Raw genomic sequence first — 24,097 nt, 5'->3', positions numbered from 1 at the left:
AACCCGCACATAAGTCTTCGAGGATCTGCACAAATGGCCTACGTAATCACGCAGCGTTGTTGCAACGACGCGAGCTGCGTTTCCGAGTGCCCGGTCGACTGCATCCGTCCGACTCCGGACCAGCCGGAATTCGCCACGACCGAGATGCTCTACATCGACCCCGACACCTGCATCGACTGCGGCGCCTGCGTGGACGCGTGCCCCGTGGAGGCCATCTTCTCCGAAGACGATCTGAGCGCGTCGCTGGCCCGGTTCCGGGATATCAATGCCGCCTGGTTCAAGCGGCACCCATTGGAATCGAACCTGGATCCGCTGACCAGTCCGGTGCGTCCGCCGAAGGATCTGGGCACCCTACGGGTCGCCATTGTCGGCGCCGGCCCGGCCGCCTGCTACGCGGCCGACGAACTGTTGCGCCGCGCCGATGTACAGGTCGAACTATTCGACCGACTGCCGACACCCTGGGGGCTGGTCCGCGCGGGGGTTGCCCCCGACCACCCGGGCACCAAATCGGTGGCGAGCATGTTCGAATCGGCGTTCCGCCGCGACACCCTGCAGTACTACCTGAATGTCGAGGTCGGCACGCACATCACGCACGAGGAACTGCTCGCGCACCATCATGCCGTCATCTACGCTGTCGGCGCGGCCTCCGACCGGCAGATGGGCGTACCCGGTGAGGACCTGCCCGGCAGCCACTCCGCCACCGAATTCGTGGCCTGGTACAACGGCCACCCCGATTACGCCGACCGGACCTTCGATCTGTCCGGTGAGCGGGCCGTGATCGTCGGCAACGGCAATGTCGCTCTCGACGTCGCGCGGGTGCTCACCGTAGACCCGGACGAACTGGCCAAAACCGATATCGCCGACCATGCCCTGGAAGCCTTGCGCCAGAGCAAGATCCGCGAAGTGGTCATCCTGGGCCGGCGGGGCCCGTTGCAGGCCGCCTACACCTCACCGGAATTCTTGGCGCTGGCGCATCTGCAGGGCGTCGATGTGGTGATCGATCCGGCCGAACTGGAACTCGATCCGTCCGGGCGGGCATTGATCGACAGTTCGGACGTGGAACCGTCGCTGCACCTGAAATACACACTGGCCCAGGAATTCGCCGCAGCCCCCCGCGACGAGGCCAACAAGCGCATCGTCTTCCGCTATCTGGTCTCGCCGACCGCGATCACCGGCACCGACCGGGTCGAGGGGCTGGAATACGTGCACAACGAATTGGTCGAACAGGACGGGCAATCGATCGCCCGGGCAACCGAGCGCACCGGCAGCCTGCCCACCTCGTTGGTGCTGCGCTCGATCGGCTATCGCGGCGAACCGGTGCCGGACCTGCCCTTCGACGAAAGCCGCGCCGTGGTGCCGAACGAGCATGGACGGGTCATCGGCGCGGACGGCGGCCCGCTGACGGGGGTGTATGTGAGCGGCTGGATCAAACGCGGGCCACGCGGGGTGATCGGCTCCAACCGGGTCGACGCCGAGGAAACGGTGGAGGCGTTGATCGCCGATTTCATCGCGGGCAAACTTCCCGCCCCGAGCTGGGACCGCGCGGCATTGCGAGCCCTGGTCGAGCAGCGGCAACCGGATCTGGTCGACCGGGTCGGCTGGAAGGCCATCGACCAGGCCGAACGCAGCGCCGGTAAGTCCGCGGGACGACCGCGGGTCAAGTTCACCACCCGGCCCGATTTGCTGCAGGCCGCCAAGGGCGGCGCCTGAGCATCGCCACCGTGTGCGATCGCGCCGGTCTCGCCGGCGCGATCCCGCGTGGCGGTGATCCGGGATCTTTGTGGCTGCGCACCGCTGTCGGGTCAGTGCGGGAGGGGCATGATTCGGACGGCGGTGGTCGTGGTTCCGTCGACGACGAACCAGAGGCGCAGGGTGGGCCGGCCCTCGGCGCGGTCACCGGATTCGTACCGGCTGCGGATGCTTATGTGTTGGCGGGCCAGCACCGGCGCCATGTATTCGATAACGGCGCGATGGGGGTTGCTCACCAGTTTGGGATAGTCCACCAGGAACTGTTCCACGGCCTGCCAGTAGCTCGCATTGTTGACGTGGTTGTACTGGTCGATATCGGTGGCGCGCAGCGGGAACGGCAGATCGGTGTCCGATTCCGGCGGGGTGGTGTCGACGAGCCAGGGCCGCCAGCGCAGCCGCTGGTCCTGGGTGGTGCGCGCCAGATATGCCAGCCCCTCGTCGCTGATACGAGCCGGCATATTGTTCGACTCGTTGATATTGATCCAGAAACCCTCGGTTTCGACCAGGCCGCCGCTTTCACTGGTTATCCGAACCCGCATATTGGTCCAGCGGGTGGACATGGCCGAGCACCAGCGCAGTAGATGCACCCGGTCCGGCCACAGGATGGGGCGGACCACATCGATGACCGTGCGGCGGACGATCCAGGCGGGATCGGTGCGCTCCAGCATCGACTGCTGCAGCTCTTCCCACGCGATGTCTTGCAGGTAGCGGGCGATACTGTCGAGCCGCACCCGGTTGTACGGATCCACATCGCCGGCCCGGACGGGCCACGTGGAAGCGAAGCCCCTGCCCTCCTGGGGAAGCGGGGCGAGTGGCTGGTCGAGTGACACTTGTGCTCCTCGCGCTGCACGGTGTGCCGCGGTACTCCTGCGGTGCTCTTATGAGACGACTTTACGGGGCGTGCGTCATATTCTTGCGGTGAGCCGCCCGATCGTCGGACCTGGTACCGACGGCCGATCGGTGGTCGGTGTCGTGGTGGTCCCCACCTCGCCGGGGGTGATATCGGGCGAGTCGCGACCTCCCGCCGTATCGGAGCGGTGTCGTTCGGCGGGTCCGAGTATCTGGACAGCAGCCCAGATGAGACGGTTAGGTGGATGCGGAGGACCATTCGACGCGATGGACAGCGTCGACGGCACGGACAGAGAGGTCGGCACATGCGCGCAGCTCAGGTCAGCAGGCTCGACGGACCGGAAGCGATCGAGATCGTCGACGTCCCGGAACCGCAGACCTTTCCGGGCGGGGTGGTCATCGAGGTACACGCGGCCGGAGTGGCCTTCCCTGACGTGCTGATGACGCGCGGGCTGTACCAGATGAAGCCCGAGATGCCCTATATCGTCGGTGGCGAGGTCGCGGGCGTGGTCCGTACGGCTCCCGAGGGCGCGCATGTGAAACCGGGCGATCGGGTGGTCGCTCTCACCATGATCGGCAATGCCATGGCCGAGGTGACGGTGGTTCCCACGGAGATGGTGTTCCGACTACCGGACAACATCTCGATGGAGGCCGGCGCGGGAATTCTGTTCAACGACCTCACCGTGCATTTCAGCCTCCGCACGCGTGGTCGGCTGGCCGGGGGCGAGAGCGTGCTGGTTCACGGGGCCGCGGGCGGTATCGGCACCTCGACGCTGCGGATGGCCGCGGCCCTCGGGGCGGGGCGGGTGATCGCCGTGGTCAGCACCGAAGAGAAGGCGCAGGTCGCGCGGGCCAATGGGGCCACCGACGTGGTACTCACCGACGGCTGGTTGGCCCAGGTCAAGGAGTTGACCGACAACCGGGGCGTGGATATCGTGCTCGACCCGGTGGGCGGGGACCGGTTCACCGACAGCATCCGTTCGCTGGCGCCGGCGGGCCGCTTGCTGGTGGTGGGTTTCACCGGCGGGGAAATCCCTACCGTCAAGGTGAACCGGCTGCTGCTCAACAATGTCGAGGTGGTCGGCGCAGGGTGGGGTGCCTGGATGATGTCGCATCCGGGCTATCTGGCCGAACAGTGGGCCGAGGTGGAGCCCCTGCTGGCCTCCGGGGCGATCGCGCCGCCGCAGCCGGTGTTGTTCCCGCTGGACAAGGCCGCCGAAGCGGTGGCCTCGCTGGAGAACCGCACTGCCGCCGGAAAGGTTGTCGTCACACTGCGCTGAATGTGACCGCCCGGGTCGGGTGAACACCACTAGTCGGGCGCGCGGGTATTCCGATAGGCGGGGGCCTTGGTGGCGCCGGTGGCGATCCGGGTGCTCAGTAGCGGTAGAACCCGGCGGGGGACCACGGTGGACAGCACGATGACACTGTGCGACCGGACCACCGAGCTCGTCCGGTCGATGCTGAGCAGCACCTCCTGCAACCCCGCATGGGAGTCGGCCCCGATCCGGCACAGCACATCGCCGCTCCCGGTCGTCGCGTATGCCTCGAGGACCCCGGGGATCGCCGCCAATTCGCCTGCCAGCACGTCCAGCGCGCCCTGGGCTATCTCCAGGGTGACGAATGCCTGTACGTCGAAACCTGCGGCGGCGATGTCGATCTGCGGATCGTAGGAGGCGATGATGCCGGCCTCTTCCATGCGGTTGATCCGGGATTGCACGGTCGCCCGCGCCACTCGGGTGCGCCGGGACAACTCGAGCACCCCGGCCCTCTGGTACCGGTGCATGGCGGTCAGGATGGCGAGATCGAGCTCGTCCAGTTTCGCCGGTGTACGAGACATGGCTGCCCTCCGTTCTGCTGGTCGAATTGTCCAGCATTTCCGGGCGATCACTGGGCCGATTCACCAGAGTGTTCACCGTTCGGGCGTGGTGTTGCCTACTCACCGGAGTGGAGATTTCCTGGTTGTATGACCATCGCGCCCGCTTCGGAGGCTTGGCGGCCCACCCCCGCCGTCGGCGGGTTGCGCGAACTCGTCGGCCTGGTCGATCACGACATCACCACCGATCCTTTTCCGGTAATCGGCTGGGACGCCCTGGTATGGGTGGTCGGCAATGCCACGCAGACCGCGCACTTCCTGGAATCGGCGTTCGGGATGCGGCTGGTGGCGTATTCCGGGCCGGAGACCGGCAACCGGGATCACAAGGCGTTCGTGCTGTGCAGCGGTGGGGTGCGTTTCGTGGTGCGGGGGGCCGTCGACCCGGACAGTCCGCTCATCGCGCATCACCGCCGGCACGGTGACGGCGTCGTCGATATCGCGCTCGAGGTCGCCGATGTGGACCGCTGTGTGCGTTGGGCCCGAGACCACGGGGCCACCGTACTGGTCGAACCGTACGACGAGAGCGACGAATTCGGCACCGTTCGCAGCGCCGCCCTGGCGACCTACGGCGAAACCCGCCACACCCTCGTGGATCGCTCCCGCTATACCGGTCCGTATCTACCCGGTTATGTTGCGCGCACCTCGACCTACCGCCCCCGGCCCGATGCCCCCGCTCGACTGTTCCAGGAGATCGATCATGTGGTGGGCAATGTCGAATTGGGATGGATGGACGAATGGGTCGACTTCTACCGGCGGGTTATGGGTTTCACCAATATGGCCGAATTCATCGGCGACGATATCGCCACCGAATACTCGGCCTTGATGAGCAAGGTGGTCGCCAATGGCAATCACCGGGTGAAATTCCCGCTCAACGAACCGGCCGTCGGTCCCAAGCGTTCCCAGATCGACGAATATCTGGAGTTCTATCGTGGACCCGGTGTCCAGCATGTGGCCTTGGCCACCTCCGATATCCTGGCCTGCGTCGATCACCTGCGCCGCGAGGGCGTGGAATTCCTGTCCACCCCCGATGCCTATTACCGCGATCCGGAACTACGCGCCCGCATCGGTGAGGTTCGCGTTCCCATCGAGGAATTGCAGTGCCGTGGCATTCTGGTCGATCGTGATGAGGACGGTTATCTGCTGCAGATCTTCTGCAAACCGCTGACCGATCGGCCCACGGTGTTCTTCGAGCTGATCGAACGTCACGGTTCCCCGGGCTTCGGCAAAGGTAATTTCAAGGCGCTCTTTCAGGCGATAGAGCGAGAACAGAACGCCCGGGGAAACCTGTGAGCGGTGTGGTGGGCGCGCTCGGGACGTATCACGGCTCCGCGGAACCGTGACGCAATCGCCATGTGCCGTTCTCCATGGGGTCGCACCAGAACTGGCCGTGCCAGGGGCCGAACATTTTCTCCCCGGTCCTCATGCAGGTCCGCTGGTCCGGGTAATAGCCGATAATGGCGTTCGTCGCCGTCGCGATTCCCGAGGACACGGTCAGTGTGATGCCGATGAACGCAGTGATCAGGGCCGTTCGCATAGCGTTTTTCATGTGAGCTCCATGCGTCTTGTGCAAGCAGTGTTCGTGCGAGCAGTGTTCGTGCGAGCAAATCGATGGGGCGTGTATTCGGTGCACGACATCGAGCTCTCATGCCGGCCGATCGAGCGGCCTCCCATGGACGACCTCGGTCATGACGAAGAAGAACGAACCCCCTCCCGATAGATGATCGAACCGCCCCCGTTGTCCCAAAGTTGTTGGAAAACAAATATTTTGGAACGAGTGTCAGTCTAGGGAGGTGATGGTCGGGAAGCAAGGGCGTTCTTTTCGGCCGGGGTCGGTTCGGTCGGATCATCGCGATGGGTTCGTCGTCTCGGGCCGTCGGAACGGATGGTGCTCGGTAGAGTCGTGGGCATGCGGATGGCGCGAATGATCATCGGCGGGCTGGCCCTGGCCTTGCTGGTGTCGGCCTGCGGGGCGGAGGGTGATTCGGATGATTCGGCCGGGTCGCTGCGGCCGCCGCCGAAGGTCGTCCCACTGGGGCCGTTCGCGGGTGAATGCGGCCATGTCACCGATGAGGAGGTGAGCACGATCGCGGGGCTGGGACCGTCGGCCCAGGCCTTCAAGAACGCCGTGGGATGCAATTGGCAGGCGGCAGGGATCGGTTCGCCCAGCGTGACCTTCGCGTGGTATCGCGGCAGTCCGATCGACCGTGAGTTGGCCTGGGTCACCGCGCAGGGGCGTAATCCGCAGCGGATCGAGGTCATGGGCCATCCCGGTTTCCAGGACGCCACGCTGGACGGTGGTATCTGTGACTTCGCGGTCCAACTCGACGACGACTTCTTCGAATGGTCCAGCAGCGCGGGGATCTTCGGAAGCAGAGAGGCCGATCCGTGCGCGAAGAACCGCAAACTCGCCGAGCTGACCATCCAGCGATTGAAATGAGGACCGGCATGAGGGTACGTGGCGCCGTGGGGGTGGTCGCGCTCGTGGCGCTGGTGGGTGGTGCCGGGGTGGCATGCGGGCAGACCGTTCCCGGTTCCGCGAATCCGGTCGGGGCCGGCACCCAGGCCGATATGAACGCCGATATGAACGCCAATATGAACTTCGACAAGCTGCTGCGTGAATGCCACGTGGTGACCGAGCAGCAGATCGCGGACGCCGTCGGTGGCGGTTATCCGAGGCCTTCGTTTCACGGGGCGGTCTGTATGTGGGATCTGGAGGGCGCGCCGGGTGGTGCGGGAATGGCCACGCTCAACTGGTACGAGAACGGCAATCTGCGCAACGAGCGGTCGACCAACGACAAACTCGGCTACACCACGACGAACACCACGGTCCAGGGCACGCTGGCATTGGAGATCCGCCGGCCGAACGATCCCGATTCGTGTGGGGTGAGCGCGCGCGCCGCGGACGCCGGCGTGGTCGGTTGGTGGGTCAACTACCAACCGGGAAGCGCCCACCCGGACCCGTGCGGGGCGGCCAAGAAATTGGTCGAACTCACCGTGAATCTGGCACGGTGATCGCTCGATTTCGGCGGTTTCCGAGCCCTCGGTGACCCCCACTTTGACCCTTCTTCCTACGCCCGAGTACAGTGGATCGCTGTGCCCGGAAGCATGCGGGCAAGTTCGAGCGCAGTACCGTAGGCCAGCGAGAGCGGCCGACGGATTCGGCGTGCCCGGAAAGTGGGAACCGAACTGCGCGCGACACGCCCGACCTCGGGACGCGAGAAACGTGGTTGGACGTGCGGGTTGAAGCTCGAAAACAGGCGGCGCGAACGTCGGGCCCACGGGGAGCTCGCGACCAACGAGGGTGCGTGAGCGCCGCAACTGAATACAGACAGACCTACACCACACCGCAATAACCAATAAGGAAAGCCGGTCTATGCCAACCATCAACCAGCTGGTCCGCAAGGGTCGCCGCGACAAGGTCGCGAAGACGAAGACGGCGGCGCTCAAGGGGAGCCCGCAGCGTCGTGGCGTGTGCACCCGCGTCTACACCACGACCCCGAAGAAGCCGAACTCCGCCCTGCGTAAGGTTGCGCGTGTTCGCCTGACCAGCCAGGTCGAGGTCACGGCCTACATCCCGGGTGAGGGCCACAACCTGCAGGAGCACTCCATGGTGCTCGTCCGCGGCGGTCGTGTGAAGGACCTTCCCGGTGTTCGTTACAAGATCATCCGTGGATCCCTCGACACTCAGGGCGTGAAGAACCGCAAGCAGGCCCGCAGCCGTTACGGCGCCAAGAAGGAGAAGAGCTGATATGCCGCGCAAGGGCCCCGCACCCAAGCGTCCGTTGATCAACGACCCGGTCTACGGGTCGCCGCTGGTCACTCAGCTGGTCAACAAGATCCTGCTCGACGGCAAGAAGTCCACTGCCGAACGCATCGTCTACGGTGCGCTGGAGCAGGCGCGTGAGAAGACCGGCACCGACCCGGTCGTGACCCTCAAGCGGGCGCTGGACAATGTCAAGCCCTCCCTCGAGGTCAAGCCGCGCCGCGTCGGTGGCGCCACCTACCAGGTTCCGGTCGAGGTTCGTCCGGGCCGCGCCAACACCCTGGCCCTGCGCTGGCTGGTGAACTTCTCTCGGCAGCGTCGGGAGAAGACCATGGTCGAGCGTCTGGCCAACGAGCTGCTCGACGCCAGCAACGGCCTGGGTGCGTCGGTGAAGCGCCGTGAGGACACCCACAAGATGGCCGAGTCCAACCGGGCCTTCGCGCACTACCGCTGGTGACGTCTACCCGGCCCAGGCTGTGGGGTCGGGAGGCAGACGGCATATTCGTTCGGGCCCGGTGACGGCGATCGGTCGTCACCGGGCAGAACTTGCGAATACGCCGTATCGCACCCAGCGTCGGAAGTGGCACCGAGATTTCGCTTCCGGCCTTGATATGAAGACGGCCGCACCGGGTCGTCGCCGAGAATCCCAACTAGCTACGAGCGGGGAAGATTTCCGTGGCACAGGACGTGCTCACCGACCTGAACAAGGTCCGCAACATCGGCATCATGGCCCACATCGATGCGGGCAAGACGACGACAACCGAACGCATCCTCTACTACACCGGCGTCAACTACAAGATCGGTGAGACCCACGAGGGCGCGTCGACCACCGACTGGATGGAGCAGGAACAGGAGCGCGGCATCACCATCACCTCCGCCGCGGTGACCTGCTTCTGGAACAAGAACCAGATCAACATCATCGACACGCCGGGCCACGTCGACTTCACCGTCGAGGTGGAACGCTCGCTGCGCGTGCTCGACGGTGCGGTGGCCGTGTTCGACGGCAAGGAAGGCGTCGAGCCGCAGTCCGAGCAGGTGTGGCGCCAGGCCGACAAGTACGACGTGCCCCGGATCTGCTTCGTCAACAAGATGGACAAGCTCGGTGCGGACTTCTACTTCACCGTGCAGACCATCAAGGACCGCCTGGGCGCCAAACCGCTGGTCATCCAGCTGCCGATCGGCGCGGAGGACACCTTCGAGGGCATCGTCGACCTGGTCGAGATGAACGCCAAGGTGTGGACCGGCGAGACCAAGCTCGGTGAGAAGTACGAGGTTCGGGAGATCCCGGCCGAACTGGCGGAGAAGGCCGAACAGTATCGGCAGGAGCTGCTGGAGACGGTCGCCGAGTCCGACGAGGAGCTGCTGGACAAGTTCTTCGGCGGCGAGGAACTCACCATCGAGGAGATCAAGGGCGCGATCCGCAAGATGACGGTCGCTTCCGAGGTCTACCCCGTGCTGTGCGGTTCGGCGTTCAAGAACAAGGGCGTGCAGCCCATGCTCGACGCCGTGGTCGACTACCTGCCCTCGCCGCTGGACGTGGAGTCGGTACAGGGCACCGTCCCCGGCAACGAGAACGAGGTGCTCAGCCGCAAGCCGAGCGCCGACGAGCCGTTCGCCGCGCTGGCGTTCAAGATCGCGGTGCACCCGTTCTTCGGCAAGCTGACCTATGTCCGGGTCTACTCCGGCAAGGTCGACTCCGGGGCGCAGGTCATCAACGCGACCAAGGGCAAGAAGGAACGGCTGGGCAAGCTGTTCCAGATGCACGCCAACAAGGAGAACCCGGTTCCGTCGGTGACCGCCGGCCACATCTACGCGGTGATCGGCCTCAAGGACACCACCACCGGTGACACCCTGTGCGATCCGAACAACCAGATCGTGCTGGAGTCCATGACCTTCCCGGACCCGGTCATCGAGGTCTCCATCGAGCCCAAGACCAAGTCCGACCAGGAGAAGTTGGCGACCGCCATCCAGAAGCTCGCCGAAGAGGACCCCACCTTCTCGGTGAAGCTGGATGCCGAAACCGGCCAGACCGTTATCGGCGGTATGGGTGAGCTGCACCTGGACATCCTGGTCGACCGGATGAAGCGCGAGTTCAAGGTCGAGGCGAATGTCGGTAAGCCGCAGGTGGCCTACCGGGAAACCATCACCAAGAAGGTGGAGAAGCTCGAGTACACCCACAAGAAGCAGACGGGTGGTTCGGGCCAGTTCGCGAAGGTCATCATCTCGGTGGAGCCGTTCGTCGGCGAGGACGGCGCCCACTACGAGTTCGAGAACAAGGTCACCGGTGGTCGCGTGCCGAAGGAATACATCCCTTCGGTGGATGCCGGTGCCCAGGACGCCATGCAGTACGGTGTGCTGGCCGGGTACCCGCTGGTCAACCTGAAGGTGACTCTGCTCGACGGTGCGTATCACGACGTCGACTCCTCCGAGATGGCGTTCAAGATCGCCGGTGCGCAGGCGCTGAAGGAAGCGGCCCGCAAGGCCGGTCCGGTTATTCTCGAGCCCATGATGGCGGTCGAGGTCACCACGCCCGAGGACTACATGGGCGATGTGATCGGCGACCTGAACTCCCGCCGTGGTCAGATTCAGGCCATGGAGGAACGCAGTGGTGCCCGTGTCGTCAAGGCGCTGGTTCCGCTCTCGGAGATGTTCGGTTACATCGGCGACCTGCGGTCGAAGACTCAGGGCCGGGCGAACTACTCCATGGTGTTCGATTCGTACGCGGAGGTTCCGGCCAACGTGTCGAAGGAGATCATCGCCAAGGCGACCGGGGAGTGATCCCCGGGTCGTCAGTACGACCCCCTGTAAATAATCCGCACTGCTGCAACTAGCAAGCACCAACAAGTCCAGGAGGACACCACAGTGGCGAAGGCGAAGTTCGAGCGGACGAAGCCGCACGTCAACATCGGCACCATCGGTCACGTCGACCACGGCAAGACCACGCTGACCGCAGCGATCACCAAGGTGCTGGCGGACAAGTACCCGGATCTGAACGAAAGCTTTGCCTTCGATCAGATCGACAAGGCGCCGGAAGAGAAGGCGCGTGGTATCACGATCAACATCTCCCACGTCGAGTACCAGACCGAGAAGCGCCACTACGCGCACGTCGACGCCCCCGGTCACGCCGACTACATCAAGAACATGATCACCGGTGCGGCCCAGATGGACGGCGCCATCCTGGTGGTCGCTGCCACCGACGGCCCGATGCCGCAGACCCGTGAGCACGTGCTGCTCGCCCGTCAGGTCGGCGTGCCCTACATCCTGGTCGCGCTGAACAAGGCGGACATGGTCGACGACGAGGAGATCCTCGAGCTCGTCGAGATGGAGGTCCGTGAGCTGCTGGCCTCGCAGGAGTTCGACGAGGACGCCCCGGTCGTGCGCGTCTCCGGTCTGAAGGCGCTCGAGGGCGACCCGAAGTGGACCGAGTCGGTGCTCGAGCTGATGAACGCGGTCGACGAGTCCATCCCGGACCCGGTGCGTGAGACCGACAAGCCGTTCCTGATGCCGATCGAGGACGTCTTCACCATCACCGGCCGTGGCACCGTTGTCACCGGTCGTGTGGAGCGCGGCGTGATCAACCTCAACGAAGAGGTCGAGATCGTCGGTATCCGTCCGGAGAAGACCAAGACCACCATCACCGGTATCGAGATGTTCCGCAAGATGCTGGACTCGGCTCAGGCCGGTGACAACGCCGGTCTGCTGATCCGCGGTGTCAAGCGTGAGGATGTCGAGCGCGGCCAGGTCGTCGTCAAGCCGGGCACCACCACCCCGCACACCGAGTTCGAGGGTCAGGCCTACATCCTGTCGAAGGACGAGGGTGGCCGCCACACCCCGTTCTTCAACAACTACCGTCCGCAGTTCTACTTCCGTACCACTGACGTGACGGGCGTTGTGACCCTGCCCGAGGGCACCGAAATGGTTATGCCCGGCGACAACACGGAAATGAGCGTGAAGCTGATCCAGCCGGTCGCCATGGACGAGGGTCTGCGCTTCGCGATCCGCGAGGGTGGCCGCACCGTCGGCGCCGGTCGCGTCACGAAGATCATCAAGTAGGACTCGCTCCTACCGAAAAGGGCCGCTCCCGGAAGGGAGCGGCCCTTTGTCGTATCGAAGCGGGCGCGGCCCGGGCGGGGAACCGATATCCGGGCGCGTCGTTCGGGTTCAGTCCGCTTCGCCGGCCGCGTGCAAAAGGGACTGGGCGAATTTCACCATCCGATCGGTCCCGCCGTACCACGCGGAGATCACCGCCAGGGACGCGTCGCGGGCCTGCCGGGCGGTGTGGACGAATTCTTCGATCGATGCCTCGCCCGCTTCGGCGCGGGTCGCAACGTCGTGGAGCTCGTCGCTGGCCAGCAGCAACTGCATGATCAGGTGGATATTGATCTCAGAGTTGTCGGCGCTACGGCGTCGGGAACGTCGGGACGGGGCTTCGGTCGACGCCGATGCCGTGGTTCGGCTGTCGGCGATTTCGGCGGGGGGTTCCACTGTCGCGGAGGGCACCGGTGCGGTGTGGAGCTCGGTGAGCGGCGGACGCGTTTCGGCGGAACCATTGCGTCTGCGGTCACTTCGAGTGGTCGCCCGTGGTGTCTCGGGAGTGGATGGATCGGCGTGGGTTTCGTCTCGGGCGGAGTCGGGGAGCTCGTCGGGACCGCTCGTCCGGTCGGTGATGCGAGGGCCCGACTCATCGCCCCCGTCCGGCGTCGGGGACGGTGAACCGGCGTTTTCGTCCGCGATCGTGGAGAACCAGTCGGCATGGTCGGCGGCCTGGGCGGAGGCGGTGTTGTCCGCATCGGGGGCGGGGAGCCGCGGTACGGCCGGTTGGCTCGGTGTAGGAGCAGGGGCGGCCGATGCTGTGTCCGATGCCTGATCGTTCGACGAATCCACCGCGTGCGTTTCCGGTTCGGGGGTCTGTCGTGTCGGAGACAACGAGACGGGATTCTCCCCCGAAGCCGCCGCGGAGGAGAGTTTCTCCGCCAATGCCAACTGTTCCGCCAACAAAGAGGCCAGGGCCTCTGCCGATCTGGGTTCCCGGGCGGGTGTCTCCGGTATCGCGGGTGTTTCCGGTGGGGGAGTCCGCGATTGCGGTGTCTCGGTCGCGGCGGTGTGCAATGCGGCCGTTTCCGGGGAGCGGTCGTTGTGGGTCGTGGGCTCCGCGGCGGGTGGCGTGGGCCGGGCCGCCGCGGTCGATTGTGCTACCGGATGGGTCGACTGTCGAATGGTCGAGGTTCGGGTCGGCAGGGCGGGCAGGGAATCCGTTTTGGGCAGGATCGCCGTAGCGGGTTGGGAATCGTCGCCCTGAGCGGTGGGCGTGATATAGGCGCTCGGCAGGGCGGGTAATCCGGGCTGGTTCGGCCGAGCGGATGCCGATGTGTGGCTGTCGGGCTGCTGCGGTGGGGCGGTGAACTTGGAAGTGTTCGGAACGTTCACCACCGTCGCGGATCCGGTGTCGGGGAATCCGGGGACAGGGATGGGTCCGCCGGTGGCGGAGGGGTCGGGGAAACCGGCGGTGGTCGGGACATTCTGCCCGTCGAAGGGGGCCGCGGCGTAGGAGCCGCCGGTTGAGGAGACACCCGGGTCACCATCGCCGTCCGTGAGCCCTTCGGGACTGATCAGGCCGTTGAACGTGCCCGATGGGTACGAGCTGTGCCGACCGTTGAACGAATCCGATGGATAGGAATCGTTCGCGGTGGGGGCGGAGTCGGCGGGTTGGCTACCGTTCGGAGGGTGCGGGGTGCCGGCGGAATAGGTCCCGTTCTGGCCGTTGAACGTGGCCGGGGTGTAGCTGCCGAATGTGCCGGAGGGATATTCGGCCTGCTGCGGCGGCCCGGGCGGTGGTGCGGTATGGCTGGGAGCCGGGGTCCACGCGTAGTTGTTTTCCGAGATGAATTCGGGTCGAACCGTGGAGCCGTTCGCGGGGGTGACTCCGGTCAACCCCGTGCTCGACCATCCCCCCGACTCGGAGTTCTGCTGGGTGCGCCGGTATTCCTCCTGACGGGCGCGTAGTTCGTCTCCGAGGCTGGCGTATTCGGCATCCATGCCGCCCATTGTTACCTGCCGACACAGATTTGTGGTCCCCCGGAATGCCCGCTGCCGGGGGGTGTGGGCCTCGAGTGACCAGAATTACATTCCCAGCGGTATGTTACCGGGTGTTCATCGGCGGCCGGCTCACCCGAGCTGGGCCATGCCGGCCGCGATCACCTGGGCCACTCGCCGTGGTTCCGGCCCGTTCGCCGGTGTTCTGCCATCCGGGGTGGCCGGCCAGTCGACGAGACCGAACATGGCCGAGACCCAGGCCGCCGCACCGGCGCGCAGGGTGCCCGGCCGCAGTGGTGTCGGGACGCTGGCCTGTAGTACCCGCACCGTCAGATCGAGCAGTTGATCTCGTACGCCGCGGAGCCGGCGGCCGATCTCGGGGTGGGTGCGGGCCTCCCGCCACATGATCGTCCGCAGCACCGGGCCGTGCCGGTCCCGGTTCAGGGCGGTATCCAGATTGAGCAGACTGGTTGCCGGGTCGCCGGGGGCGACCAGCGGGGTGATGTCGACGACCGGCCGCTCCGGCACCCGCTCGGATATCAGTGTCGACAGAATCGCCTCTTTGGTGGGGAAGTAGTAGAAGATCAGTCCTTTCGGTACTCCGGCCGCCGCGGCGATGGCGGCGGTGCTGGTGGCATCGAATCCCTGTGCGGCGAACAACCGCTCGGCCGCGTCCAGGATGAGCAGACGGGCGGCACCGGTCGTTTCCGCAGTGCGGCGCCGTCCGGGCTGCCGCGACGTCATCAGTGGTGCGGTACGGCGCGGTGCCACCGCCCGGCGATAGCGGGAAGTGCTGCCGCGGCGACCAATATGGTCACGATCCCGACGATCCACGAGGTCCAGGACGCGCCGGTGAACGCGGTGTAGTCCATGACCCATGGGGCCAGGAACAGCAGTAGCCCGAACAGGCCCATGGCGTAGTCGGCCGCGGACATTTCCGGCCGATACATCTGCGCCAGGGCAGTGAGTGCTATCAATGCGCCGAGCACGACCATCGTCCATGCGGCGCGGTTGTTGGTGTCCACCCATAGCGGTGACAGGGCGACGAAAACGCCGAGCACCATGGCCATCAGATCTTGGGCGCGACTTTCGGCGAACATTTCGGTGGCCCTCCTCTCCTGGAACAGAACCCGAAATAGATCTCCGACCTCGGTATAGACCGGTTTGACCGGACGGTCGACAGCGCCGCGGCCACAATTGGGCGACGATCCGGGCATCGATATTGCGTGATGTGCGTCACGAAGATTGCGGGTCGATACAGGTTAGGGTGAGCTACATTGTGCGATTCGTAACATGGCCGGCGCTGTCGAGCCGGTTGCCGGAAGGGAGTTCGGTATGACCGCACCGATTGTGATCGTCGGCGCCGGCCTGGCCGGGCTGCGCACCGCCGAGGAGTTGCGTCGGGCCGGATACGAGGGCGAGTTGGTGTTGCTCGGTGCCGAAGCGCGGCCACCGTACGACCGTCCACCGTTGTCCAAACAGTTCGTGCGCGGGAAAATCGACGATACGACATTGCGCCCGAGCGGATTCTTCACCGAACAGCGGATCGAGCTGCGGCTGAACACTCGGGCCGTGGGGGTGGACACCACCACCCGGCGGGTGCGGTTGGCCGATGGCGGTGAGCAGGCCTACGACCAGCTGATCATCGCGACCGGACTGGTGCCGCGATGGCTGCCCGGCACCGAGGCGATCCCCGGTGTGCACGTCCTGCGCAGCCACGATGATGCCGCCGCGTTGCGCGAGGAGCTGAAGACGGCGAGTCGGGCATTGGTGATCGGCGCCGGTTTCATCGGCTGTGAACTGGCCGCGAGTTTCCGTGCCGCGGGGGTGGCGGTGGTGCTGGTGGAACCGCAGCCGACACCGTTGGCGGCGCTGGGGGAACAGGTGGGAGAGCTGGTGGCCCGGATGCATCGCGCCGAGGGGGTGGACCTGCGCTGCGGTATGGGGGTGCGTGAGCTGCTCACCGACGACGGCGGTCGAGTAGCCGGTGCGGTGCTCGCCGATGGGAGCGAGGTGCGGGCCGATCTGGTGGTGGTGGGTGTGGGCTCGCGGCCGGTGATCGACTGGCTGGAGGGCTCGGGTATCGAGTTGGCCGCCCCCGCGCTCGGTGGCGGTGTCCTCACCGACGAGGTGGGCCGCACCAGTGTGGCCGGCGTCTGGGCGGTCGGTGATGTCGCCGCCTGGCGGTATCCCTCCGGAGAGTGGCGTCGGGTCGAACACTGGACCAATGCGGGCGAGCAGGCGAAGTTGTTGACCTGCGCGCTACTGGGGGTGGAACCGCCGAGCGCGCCGCAAGTGCGGTACTTCTGGAGCGACCAGTACGACGTCAAGATCCAGTCGCTCGGTGCCCCCCGCCCCGACGACGATGTGCGTATCGTCGCCGACGACGGTCGCAAATTCCTCGCCTATTACCTTCGCGACGGTCGATTGGCGGCGGTGGTGGGCGCGGGGATGACCGGTCAGGTGATGAAGATGCGGGCGAAGGTGGCCGCGGGTGCCCCGGTGGACGAACTGCTCGGTGCGGGCCAATAACCTGATTCCGTGATCGTTGCGCTCATCGATTCGGGTTTCGGTCTGCTGCCCACCGCGGCGTGGCTGCGCAAACTGCGGCCCGATGTGGATTTGCTGCTGCAACTGGACCCCGAAGGGGCGCCCTGGGGACCCAAACCCGGCGAGTGGGTCATCGACCGGGTTGTCGGCACCGCGCGAACAGCTGTGGAACTCGGCGCCGATGTCATCGTGATTCCGTGCAATACGGCGAGTGTCACCGCGCTCGAGCATACCCGGACCGCGGTCGGGCCGGATATTCCGGTGGTGGGTACGGTTCCCGCCATCAAGCCCGCCGCGGCGGTGTGCCGGTCGGTGGCGGTGTGGGCGACGGCGGCGACGACGGCGAGTCCGTATCAGGCGGATCTCATCGCGAAGTTCGGTGGGGACGCGACGGTGACCGGAGTGGCCTGCCACGGTTTGGCCGAGGCCGTCGACCGCGGCGATATGGTCGCGGTGCGCGAGCGTATCGCCGATGCTGTCGCTCGCACCCCGGATGATGTCGAGGGCGTGGTCCTGGGGTGCACGCACTATCCACTGGTCGTGGACAGTATCGCGGCCGCGCTGCCGGATGGGGTGCGGTTGTTCGACAGTGCCCAGGCGGTGGCCGCGCAGACCTTGCGGCGGATGGACGCACTCGGACGTCCGAGCACTGGAAACGGGGAGGTGCGGGTGTATCTCAGCGGCCGCCCCGGGCAGTTGCCGCCGGGGGCGGCCGCTTTCGAACCGGGTCGGGTCCTGGGCGCTTCCGCGGCGGCCTGAACCCGGCTGCGTGAAACAGGGCCGTGCGTCTCGTTCGGGTGCGCAGGGCGATCTGTACGGAATTCAGAGTCGCGTCGGTTTGCCGGGGAATGCCGTCGTTTCCTCCGATTCTCTCCGAAGCAGGGGTTCTCTGTATCGGAGAGAATCGAAAGGAGGGTAGGACATAAGTACTGCCCTCGAAATCGCGCTCTGGCTGCGGATGTTAACGATCGTGGTCGCGTTCCAGATCGTCCAAACGCCGATTGAGTTCCTCCCAATCGCTGCGGCCACCCACGAACCACACGATCGGATGGGCGCCCGGTCCGCAGTCGCCGGTGATATGCGTGCTGCTCTGCGGCGCCATTCGCTCTTGCCGGCCGATGTAGGCGAAATTGGTGCACCAGGCGTCGATCTTCACCGTGGCCGGGGTGAAGTCGTGGTTCTCGCAGGTCACCTCCAGTCGACTTTCCACCGGCCCGTACCAACAGGGCACCAGAGGGGAGGCGCTCGCCGTACCCGTGCCGACCAGAATCGGGGCGATGGAGAACGCAGCGCAGAGCGCGGCGCCTACCGCGGCTCGTATGCGCTTTCGCGGTCCAATTCTCCGTGAGCGCCCAAGTGTGGCAAGGGTATCAATGCTTTTCGTACTCACCATTCACACCGTAGTTTCTTCCCGTCAGTGGTGAAATCGCTACGGTTGCATCGTCACTTGTGTCCAACGAAAGGCCTGGCCGCACAAATGATGTACGGCACGTAGTGGTGGCGAGCGAGAATCAATCGACGGTACCCGTAACGTTTCTCGCTGCCGAGAAGGTCGGGCGGCTGTCCAATCTCCTCCCACGGGCCACCACGAGGATCAAGGATGCTGCCGTGGTATTTCCCGACCCGGTCGATTGGTTGCGGCCCGACTTCGGCGCGTCCCGATGCGGTGGACGCCGATCAAGGTGAACGGTCTGGCCACTATCACGGAGAAAGTCGTCAATGCGCTCGCGCACGAGATCGCTCACTATCACCCGAGCAACCCCGGCCGGAGGCCGGATGAGTCGCCGAATAGGAAAAAGTAGCGCAAGCGCAGTGGTGAAGAGCGTCGATACTACAGGAGTTTTTACGAACGAAAATATTGGAATGGGCTGGGTGGGTGACACGGTGGAGGAGGTCGGAAAGGGCCGAACCGCCGCGCCGCCGAGCCGGCGTCTCGTGGATCGCGGGACGGTGGTCGGGCCCGATCATTCAGAACTGGATACGCAGGTGATCGGTGACAGGGTGCGCCTGGCAGCCGAGGATGTATCCGTTCTCGATGTCCTCCGGATCCAGGATCTCGGCGTTGTCCATTTCCACCTTGCCCTCCAGGACGGTGCAGGCGCAGGACCCGCATTCGCCTTCCTGGCAGGAGTAGGGGACGTCGATCCCTTTGTCGAGCATGATATCGACCAGGGTCTGTTTGCGCGGCCAGCGCAGTTCGTGGATTTCGCCATCGAGCTCCACCTCGACCGTGGCCGCATCGGCGACTTCTTCTTCGGAGATCTCGACCGGGGTCTGGTCGGCGAACGGGTCGCCGGCGAGGGAGTTGAAGATCTCGGCGTGGGTGCGGTCGCGCGGTACACCGAGCCCGCCGAGGGCCTCGTGCACGCTGTCCATGAAGGCGCGGGGGCCGCACATGAAGGCCCGGTATTCGGTGTAGGGCCGGGACAGGCCGGTCAGCGCCGAGACTGTGGGCAGGCCCTGGAGGGTTTCCAGCCAGTGGATGACGGTGAGTCGGTCGGAGTATTTCTGGGTGAGTTCGTGCAGTTCCGTCGCGAAGATCACCGAGTCCTGGTCGCGGTTGGCGTAGACGAGCACGATGCGGCCGCTGCCGCGGGCCAACGCGGATTTCAGGATGGACATCACCGGGGTGATACCGCTGCCGGCGGCGAAGAGTAGCAGGTCCTCGTCGAGATCCTTCGGGGTGAACACCCCCGACGGTGGTAGCACCTCGATTTCCTGGCCGGGGCGGGCGTTGTCGCACAACCAGTTGGAGCCGTAGCCGCCCGCGGTCCGTTTTACCGTGACCTTGGGTCGGTCGTCGGTGTAGGGCGAGCTGGCCAGGGAGTAGCAGCGGGCCACCGACCCGGTCAGCTCGCTGGGAATGCGCAGGGTGAGGAATTGGCCCGGCTTGTACTCGAAGCGTTCCCGCAGTTCATCGGGTACGTCGAAGACGAGCGAGCAGGCGTCGGCGGTTTCGGCGACGACCGCGGCGACCCGCAGCACTACCGAGCGCGAGCCATGGGGAACTTCGACGCTGGTCATCTCGTCCTCTCGTACCGACGTGGCGCTTATCGCCACAAAACTAGAACGTGTTTCAGTTTCATCGTACGTCGGCCTCGGCCTGCTGAACAAGCCGACCCTCCAGCCCGGCGATGAGCACTTCCATCCCGAAGTCGTAGGAGTACCCGCCGCGCAGGTCGGACAGATGCCGCATGGCCCGCTGCACGCTGTCGGGTATCACCACATCGGGTGGGGTGCCGAGATCTCGTGGGTTCACCCGGCGTCGGCCGAAGAGGTAGGTGTGAATGGTGGCGTAGGCGGACAGCACATCGCGTTCCCCGAACCCGGCCTCGTAGAGGATCTCCATGATGGCCGCGATGAGGTCGAGCTGCTTGCCCAGCATCTGCTCGATCAGCACATCGCCGAGACCGGGGTGTTTGCGCAGCCGCTCGTCGATCTGGTCGACCAGATCCCGCAACCGCTGCTGCCAGGGGCCGGTCTCCGGCGGTGGTTTGCGGACACCGGCCAGGGCCGCCGAGGCGACCAGGTCCAGCAGCTCCCGCTTATCCGCGACGTAGTAGTAGGGAGCCATCGGGGAAACGCCGAGTTCGCGGGACAATCGGCGCATGGACAGCTTCTCCACGCCGTCCGCGCGTACGACCCGTAGGGCCGCCTCGACGATCTCGGTTTCCGACAGCGTATTGCCGCCCCCGTTCGTCTGCATACGCACGACTCCCATGCCACCTCTGCGCGCCGAGCGGTATTGCCCGATACGTCCCGTTCAGCTGCCCGTTATTCAGCTGCTTGCCTTCGGAAGTCTAAAGCCAGGGCGAAGTGGAATCGGGCGCGGCCGTCATCTGAAAACTGTTCCATTTTGTCAGTCCATGACGTTATGGTGTGACGGCGGTCGCAGTCGGCGGCCGCAGTCGGCATCGCCGCCGGCCCGGCCGTGACGGCGATGGTGTGGCACAACCTGTGGAGGTACCCATGGCGGACAACCGTTCCTTCGGACATGCCGATACCGATCACCGTGGCCCCATCGGGACCGTCGCGGCGCACTCCGAGGACACCCCGCTCATCGAGGAAAGCCTGATCGAAGAGGTTTCCATCGACGGCATGTGCGGCGTCTACTGACCGGCGGCCCGAAATGCTCGACCTGGAGACCCGCTGGCGGCTACATCCGCGGGTGGCGCTGCGGCCGGAGCCGTTCGGTGCGCTGCTGTACCACTTCGGCAACCGGAAACTGTCGTTCCTGAAGAACCCGCGAATCGTCGAGATCGTGCGTTCACTGCCCGGTCACGACTCGGCCCGCTCGGCCCTGCGGGCGGCGGGTGTCCGGGACGAGAACGCCGCGCCCTATGTGCAGGCGCTGACCCAACTCGTCGATTCGGACATGCTCACCGTCGCGCCGCCGACCGATGAGTTGGCGCCCGTCCCGCCCCCGGTGGATATTGCCCCGGCCGACCCGGCGGTGCGGCTGGTGGATCGATTCGAATCCGGGCTGGCGGCGCCCATCTGCCTCACCTGGGAACTCACCTATGCCTGCAATCTGTCCTGTGTGCACTGTCTGTCCTCGTCGGGGCGGCGGGATCCGCGGGAGCTGAGCACCGAACAGTGCAAGGCGCTGATCGACGAGTTCCAGCGCATGCAGGTGTTCTACGTCAATATCGGTGGCGGAGAGCCCACGGTGCGCTCGGACTTCTGGGAACTCGTCGACTACGCGACGGCCCACCAGGTGGGGGTGAAGTTCTCCACCAATGGTGTGCGGATCACCCCGGAGGTCGCGCAGCGGCTGGCCGCCAGTGACTATGTGGATGTACAGATCTCGCTGGACGGCGCCGACGCCGAGGTCAACGATGCCGTGCGCGGGCCCGGTTCCTACGATATGGCGATTCGGGCCCTGGAGAACCTGGCCGCCGCCGGATTCGCCGACGCCAAGCTGTCGGTGGTCGCGACCAGGCACAATATCGGCCAGCTCGACCGGTTCCGGGAGATCGCCGATCGGTACGGCGCCACCCTGCGGCTGACCCGGCTGCGACCGTCCGGTCGGGGCGCCGATGTCTGGGACGAGCTGCATCCGCTGCCGGAGCAGCAGCGGGAGCTCTACGAGTGGTTGCTGCGCAATGGCGAGGGTGTGCTCACCGGAGACTCGTTCTTCCACCTGTCCGCCTATGGACAGTCGCTGCCGGGTCTCAATATGTGCGGTGCGGGTCGCGTGGTGTGCCTGGTGGATCCGGTGGGTGATGTATACGCCTGCCCGTTCGCCATTCACGAGCGATTCCATGCCGGAAATGTGGTCGCCGACGGCGGTTTCGCCGCGGTGTGGCGAGAATCGGAGTTGTTCGCCGAACTGCGGGAGCCCAGCGGCGGCGGGGCCTGTTCCTCATGCGCCCACTACGACTCCTGCCGGGGTGGGTGTATGGCGGCGAAGTTCTTCACCGGTCTTCCCGCCGACGGCCCCGACCCGGAATGTGTCCAGGGTTACGGTGCCGCGGCATTGGCCGATACCGGTCGGGTCATCCCCCGCCCGGCCGTCGACCACTCGCGCACTTCGGCGCCCCGCCGATCCCGGTCGACGGGACCGGTGCCGCTGACGTTGCTGCCACCGGCGCGGCGGCCGAAGCGGGCCTGTGACGAAAGCCCCTTGGTATGAGTCCATTGCGGCTCATGGGGCCTATGTGATGAGTGGAACCGGAGTGACGATACGGCAGTCGAGTGATTGCTGTACCGTTGCTCCGGGCCGGGATTCACCCGCGCGTCCGCACGGGGTGACGCAGATCATGGCCTACTCGGTTATGGATTCGCCTGGTTGTTCCGTACCCCGATACTTTTTCCCACCGTGCTGATGTCAGCGGTCGAATCTGCAGTTAACATGCCAGGAATGCGCCATGATCGCCTGCCCGATGGATTCGGGGTGCGGATCGACCCGCGGGTACGCGCATACTCCGGGGGACGCATCCTGATCGGTGGTTCGCCCACTCGGTTGCTGCGGCTTGCTCCGGAGGCCGCGGAAATGATCGGGGACGGATATCTCGAGGTGAACGGCCCCCGGTCGGCCGTGGTGGCCCGTCGGCTGTTGGACTCCGGGGTGGCCAACCCCCGGCCCCGGTTACTGCCCTCGCCGCAGGACGTCACGATCATCGTGCCGCTGCACAACAACCAGGCCGGGTTGTTGCGTCTGTTGGGCGCACTGCGCGGCCATACGGTGATCGTCGTCGACGACGGTTCGGACGAACCGGTGTGGTTGCCCGACGAGCAGGGGCTGCGCTGCCGGGTCACCGTGCTACGCCATGAACGGCAACGCGGCCCGGCCGCGGCCCGCAATACCGGTTTACGAGCCGCGACAACCCAGTTCGTGGCCTTCCTCGATTCGGATGTGGTGCCACGCAGCAGCTGGCTGGAGGTGATGCTCGGCCATTTCAGCGATCCGGAGGTGGCGCTGGTAGCGCCGCGGATCGTCGCACTCGACCCGGAGTCCAATACCCTGGCCCGCTACGAACACACCCGTTCGTCCCTGGACCTGGGCCGCCGCGAATCGGCGGTGCAGTCGCGCGGCGTGGTGTCGTACGTGCCCAGCGCGGCTCTGCTGGTGCGGCGCGATGTCCTGCTGGCCGAGGGCGGTTTCGACGAGACCATGCGAGTGGCCGAGGACGTCGACCTGTGTTGGCGGCTGGAACGCGCGGGATGGCGGTTGCGCTACGAACCCGCCGCTCAGGTGGCCCACGATCACCGGGTGTCGTTCCGCGACTGGTTTCGCCGCAAGGTTTTCTACGGGACCGGCGCCGCGCCGCTGAGCGAACGGCACGACGGGAAGGTGACGCCCCTGTCGGTGCCGATCTGGACCGTGCTGGCGACGGTTCTCTTCGCCACCCGCACCCGGTGGGGTTTCGCGGGTGGGGCGATCACCCTGCTGGCCGCGCTGCGCCGCATGCGTCCGGTGTTCACCGGTGTCGACAATCCCACCCGGGTCGCCGCGATCTATCTGGCCCGCGGATACTGCGCCGGGGTGTGGCGGTTGGCGTCGGCCATGTGCCGGCACTACTGGCCGGTGACCCTGCTGGCCATGCTGTTCTCCCGGCGTATCCGAGGTATCGCGCTGACCATGGCGCTGGCCGACGGTCTGGCCGACTGGTACACCCATCGTGATTCCGGTGGATTGGACCCACTGCGCTATCTGGTCTTCCGGCGACTCGACGATATCGGCTACGGGGCCGGCCTGTGGTTGGGCGCGATTCGAGCGCGCAGCCCCAAGGCGCTACGACCCACCCTGCCGCCGCGCTGAGCCGGGTTCGTTGCGA

At 65.7% G+C, this 24,097-nt stretch carries 23 protein-coding genes; 14 read left to right on the top strand and 9 right to left on the bottom strand.

Annotated features, from left to right (window positions below):
- The first annotated feature begins 33 nt into the window (after positions 1-33).
- Positions 34-1,710 (top strand): FAD-dependent oxidoreductase, encoded by a 1,677-nt coding sequence (locus tag ON32_RS21030; RefSeq protein WP_040792696.1) that lies wholly within the window; start codon positions 34-36, stop codon positions 1,708-1,710.
- A 92-nt stretch (positions 1,711-1,802) separates the two neighbouring features.
- Here the strand turns inward: ON32_RS21030 and ON32_RS21025 are convergent, their stop codons facing one another.
- Positions 1,803-2,579 (bottom strand): acyl-[acyl-carrier-protein] thioesterase, encoded by a 777-nt coding sequence (locus ON32_RS21025; RefSeq protein ID WP_040792695.1) that lies wholly within the window; start codon positions 2,577-2,579, stop codon positions 1,803-1,805.
- Between the two features lie 324 nt (positions 2,580-2,903).
- Between ON32_RS21025 and ON32_RS21020 the strand changes: the two genes are divergently transcribed.
- Positions 2,904-3,878 (top strand): NADPH:quinone oxidoreductase family protein, encoded by a 975-nt coding sequence (locus ON32_RS21020; protein ID WP_040792694.1) that lies wholly within the window; start codon positions 2,904-2,906, stop codon positions 3,876-3,878.
- 29 nt (positions 3,879-3,907) lie between these two features.
- Here the strand turns inward: ON32_RS21020 and ON32_RS21015 are convergent, their stop codons facing one another.
- Positions 3,908-4,435 (bottom strand): Lrp/AsnC family transcriptional regulator, encoded by a 528-nt coding sequence (locus ON32_RS21015; RefSeq protein ID WP_040792693.1) that lies wholly within the window; start codon positions 4,433-4,435, stop codon positions 3,908-3,910.
- 126 nt (positions 4,436-4,561) lie between these two features.
- Between ON32_RS21015 and hppD the strand changes: the two genes are divergently transcribed.
- Positions 4,562-5,761, top strand: coding sequence for a 4-hydroxyphenylpyruvate dioxygenase (hppD, locus tag ON32_RS21010; RefSeq protein WP_040792692.1), 1,200 nt, complete (start codon positions 4,562-4,564; stop codon positions 5,759-5,761).
- A 28-nt stretch (positions 5,762-5,789) separates the two neighbouring features.
- Here the strand turns inward: hppD and ON32_RS21005 are convergent, their stop codons facing one another.
- Complete coding sequence (locus ON32_RS21005) at positions 5,790-6,017, bottom strand: hypothetical protein (protein WP_157224278.1); 228 nt, start codon at positions 6,015-6,017, stop codon at positions 5,790-5,792.
- Between the two features lie 360 nt (positions 6,018-6,377).
- Between ON32_RS21005 and ON32_RS21000 the strand changes: the two genes are divergently transcribed.
- The 6 genes from ON32_RS21000 (at position 6,378) to tuf (ending at position 12,287) form a co-directional block, all read left to right on the top strand.
- Entirely contained in the window at positions 6,378-6,908 is a 531-nt protein-coding gene (locus ON32_RS21000) for a DUF3558 domain-containing protein (RefSeq protein WP_051133527.1), read from the top strand.
- Between the two features lie 8 nt (positions 6,909-6,916).
- Complete coding sequence (locus ON32_RS20995) at positions 6,917-7,483, top strand: DUF3558 domain-containing protein (RefSeq protein WP_040792689.1); 567 nt, start codon at positions 6,917-6,919, stop codon at positions 7,481-7,483.
- 361 nt (positions 7,484-7,844) lie between these two features.
- Positions 7,845-8,219: a 30S ribosomal protein S12 gene (rpsL, locus tag ON32_RS20990; protein ID WP_011211612.1), complete on the top strand. Its 375-nt coding sequence runs from the start codon at positions 7,845-7,847 to the stop codon at positions 8,217-8,219.
- A gap of 1 nt (position 8,220) precedes the next feature.
- Positions 8,221-8,691, top strand: coding sequence for a 30S ribosomal protein S7 (gene rpsG, locus ON32_RS20985; RefSeq protein ID WP_040722238.1), 471 nt, complete (start codon positions 8,221-8,223; stop codon positions 8,689-8,691).
- Positions 8,692-8,909: 218 nt separating this feature from the next.
- Positions 8,910-11,012, top strand: coding sequence for an elongation factor G (fusA, locus tag ON32_RS20980; RefSeq protein ID WP_040792688.1), 2,103 nt, complete (start codon positions 8,910-8,912; stop codon positions 11,010-11,012).
- An 84-nt stretch (positions 11,013-11,096) separates the two neighbouring features.
- Positions 11,097-12,287: an elongation factor Tu gene (gene tuf / locus ON32_RS20975; RefSeq protein ID WP_040792687.1), complete on the top strand. Its 1,191-nt coding sequence runs from the start codon at positions 11,097-11,099 to the stop codon at positions 12,285-12,287.
- A 108-nt stretch (positions 12,288-12,395) separates the two neighbouring features.
- Here tuf and ON32_RS20970 read toward each other — a convergent pair whose 3' ends face one another.
- The 3 genes from ON32_RS20970 to ON32_RS20960 all read right to left on the bottom strand — a co-directional run bounded on the left by ON32_RS20970 (position 12,396) and on the right by ON32_RS20960 (position 15,367).
- Positions 12,396-14,270, bottom strand: coding sequence for a hypothetical protein (locus ON32_RS20970; RefSeq protein ID WP_040792686.1), 1,875 nt, complete (start codon positions 14,268-14,270; stop codon positions 12,396-12,398).
- 129 nt (positions 14,271-14,399) lie between these two features.
- Complete coding sequence (locus tag ON32_RS20965) at positions 14,400-15,011, bottom strand: TetR/AcrR family transcriptional regulator (RefSeq protein WP_040792685.1); 612 nt, start codon at positions 15,009-15,011, stop codon at positions 14,400-14,402.
- Positions 15,011-15,367, bottom strand: a complete 357-nt coding sequence (locus ON32_RS20960) for an SPW repeat domain-containing protein (RefSeq protein WP_040792788.1) — start codon at positions 15,365-15,367, stop codon at positions 15,011-15,013. Before ON32_RS20960 ends, ON32_RS20965 begins: the two co-directional genes overlap by 1 nt.
- Positions 15,368-15,602: 235 nt before the next feature.
- Between ON32_RS20960 and ON32_RS20955 the strand changes: the two genes are divergently transcribed.
- Both ON32_RS20955 and ON32_RS20950 read left to right on the top strand, forming a co-directional pair.
- Positions 15,603-16,799, top strand: a complete 1,197-nt coding sequence (locus ON32_RS20955) for an NAD(P)/FAD-dependent oxidoreductase (protein WP_040792787.1) — start codon at positions 15,603-15,605, stop codon at positions 16,797-16,799.
- Between the two features lie 9 nt (positions 16,800-16,808).
- Positions 16,809-17,576, top strand: a complete 768-nt coding sequence (locus ON32_RS20950; protein ID WP_040792684.1) for a glutamate racemase — start codon at positions 16,809-16,811, stop codon at positions 17,574-17,576.
- Positions 17,577-17,778: 202 nt separating this feature from the next.
- Here ON32_RS20950 and ON32_RS20945 read toward each other — a convergent pair whose 3' ends face one another.
- The 3 genes from ON32_RS20945 to mftR2 all read right to left on the bottom strand — a co-directional run bounded on the left by ON32_RS20945 (position 17,779) and on the right by mftR2 (position 20,523).
- Complete coding sequence (locus tag ON32_RS20945; protein WP_157224277.1) at positions 17,779-18,027, bottom strand: hypothetical protein; 249 nt, start codon at positions 18,025-18,027, stop codon at positions 17,779-17,781.
- Positions 18,028-18,785: 758 nt separating this feature from the next.
- Entirely contained in the window at positions 18,786-19,841 is a 1,056-nt protein-coding gene (locus tag ON32_RS20940) for a ferredoxin--NADP reductase (protein ID WP_040792682.1), read from the bottom strand.
- Positions 19,842-19,899: 58 nt separating this feature from the next.
- Entirely contained in the window at positions 19,900-20,523 is a 624-nt protein-coding gene (gene mftR2, locus ON32_RS20935; RefSeq protein ID WP_051133541.1) for a mycofactocin system transcriptional regulator MftR2, read from the bottom strand.
- A 314-nt stretch (positions 20,524-20,837) separates the two neighbouring features.
- On the opposite strand from mftR2, the gene mftA reads away from it, so the two are divergent.
- The 3 genes from mftA (at position 20,838) to mftF (ending at position 24,081) form a co-directional block, all read left to right on the top strand.
- Positions 20,838-20,933, top strand: coding sequence for a mycofactocin precursor MftA (mftA, locus tag ON32_RS28140; RefSeq protein WP_373284344.1), 96 nt, complete (start codon positions 20,838-20,840; stop codon positions 20,931-20,933).
- Between the two features lie 13 nt (positions 20,934-20,946).
- Positions 20,947-22,452: a mycofactocin radical SAM maturase gene (gene mftC, locus ON32_RS20930; RefSeq protein ID WP_083874694.1), complete on the top strand. Its 1,506-nt coding sequence runs from the start codon at positions 20,947-20,949 to the stop codon at positions 22,450-22,452.
- A gap of 228 nt (positions 22,453-22,680) precedes the next feature.
- Positions 22,681-24,081, top strand: coding sequence for a mycofactocin biosynthesis glycosyltransferase MftF (mftF, locus tag ON32_RS20925; RefSeq protein WP_040792681.1), 1,401 nt, complete (start codon positions 22,681-22,683; stop codon positions 24,079-24,081).
- Positions 24,082-24,097: the final 16 nt, after the last annotated feature.

The sequence above is a fragment of the Nocardia paucivorans NBRC 100373 genome, from assembly GCF_000308675.1.
GTDB lineage: Bacteria > Actinomycetota > Actinomycetes > Mycobacteriales > Mycobacteriaceae > Nocardia > Nocardia paucivorans.
The sequence above is the reverse complement of the archived record's forward strand: the minus strand, read 5'-3'. Positions and strand labels throughout refer to the sequence as shown.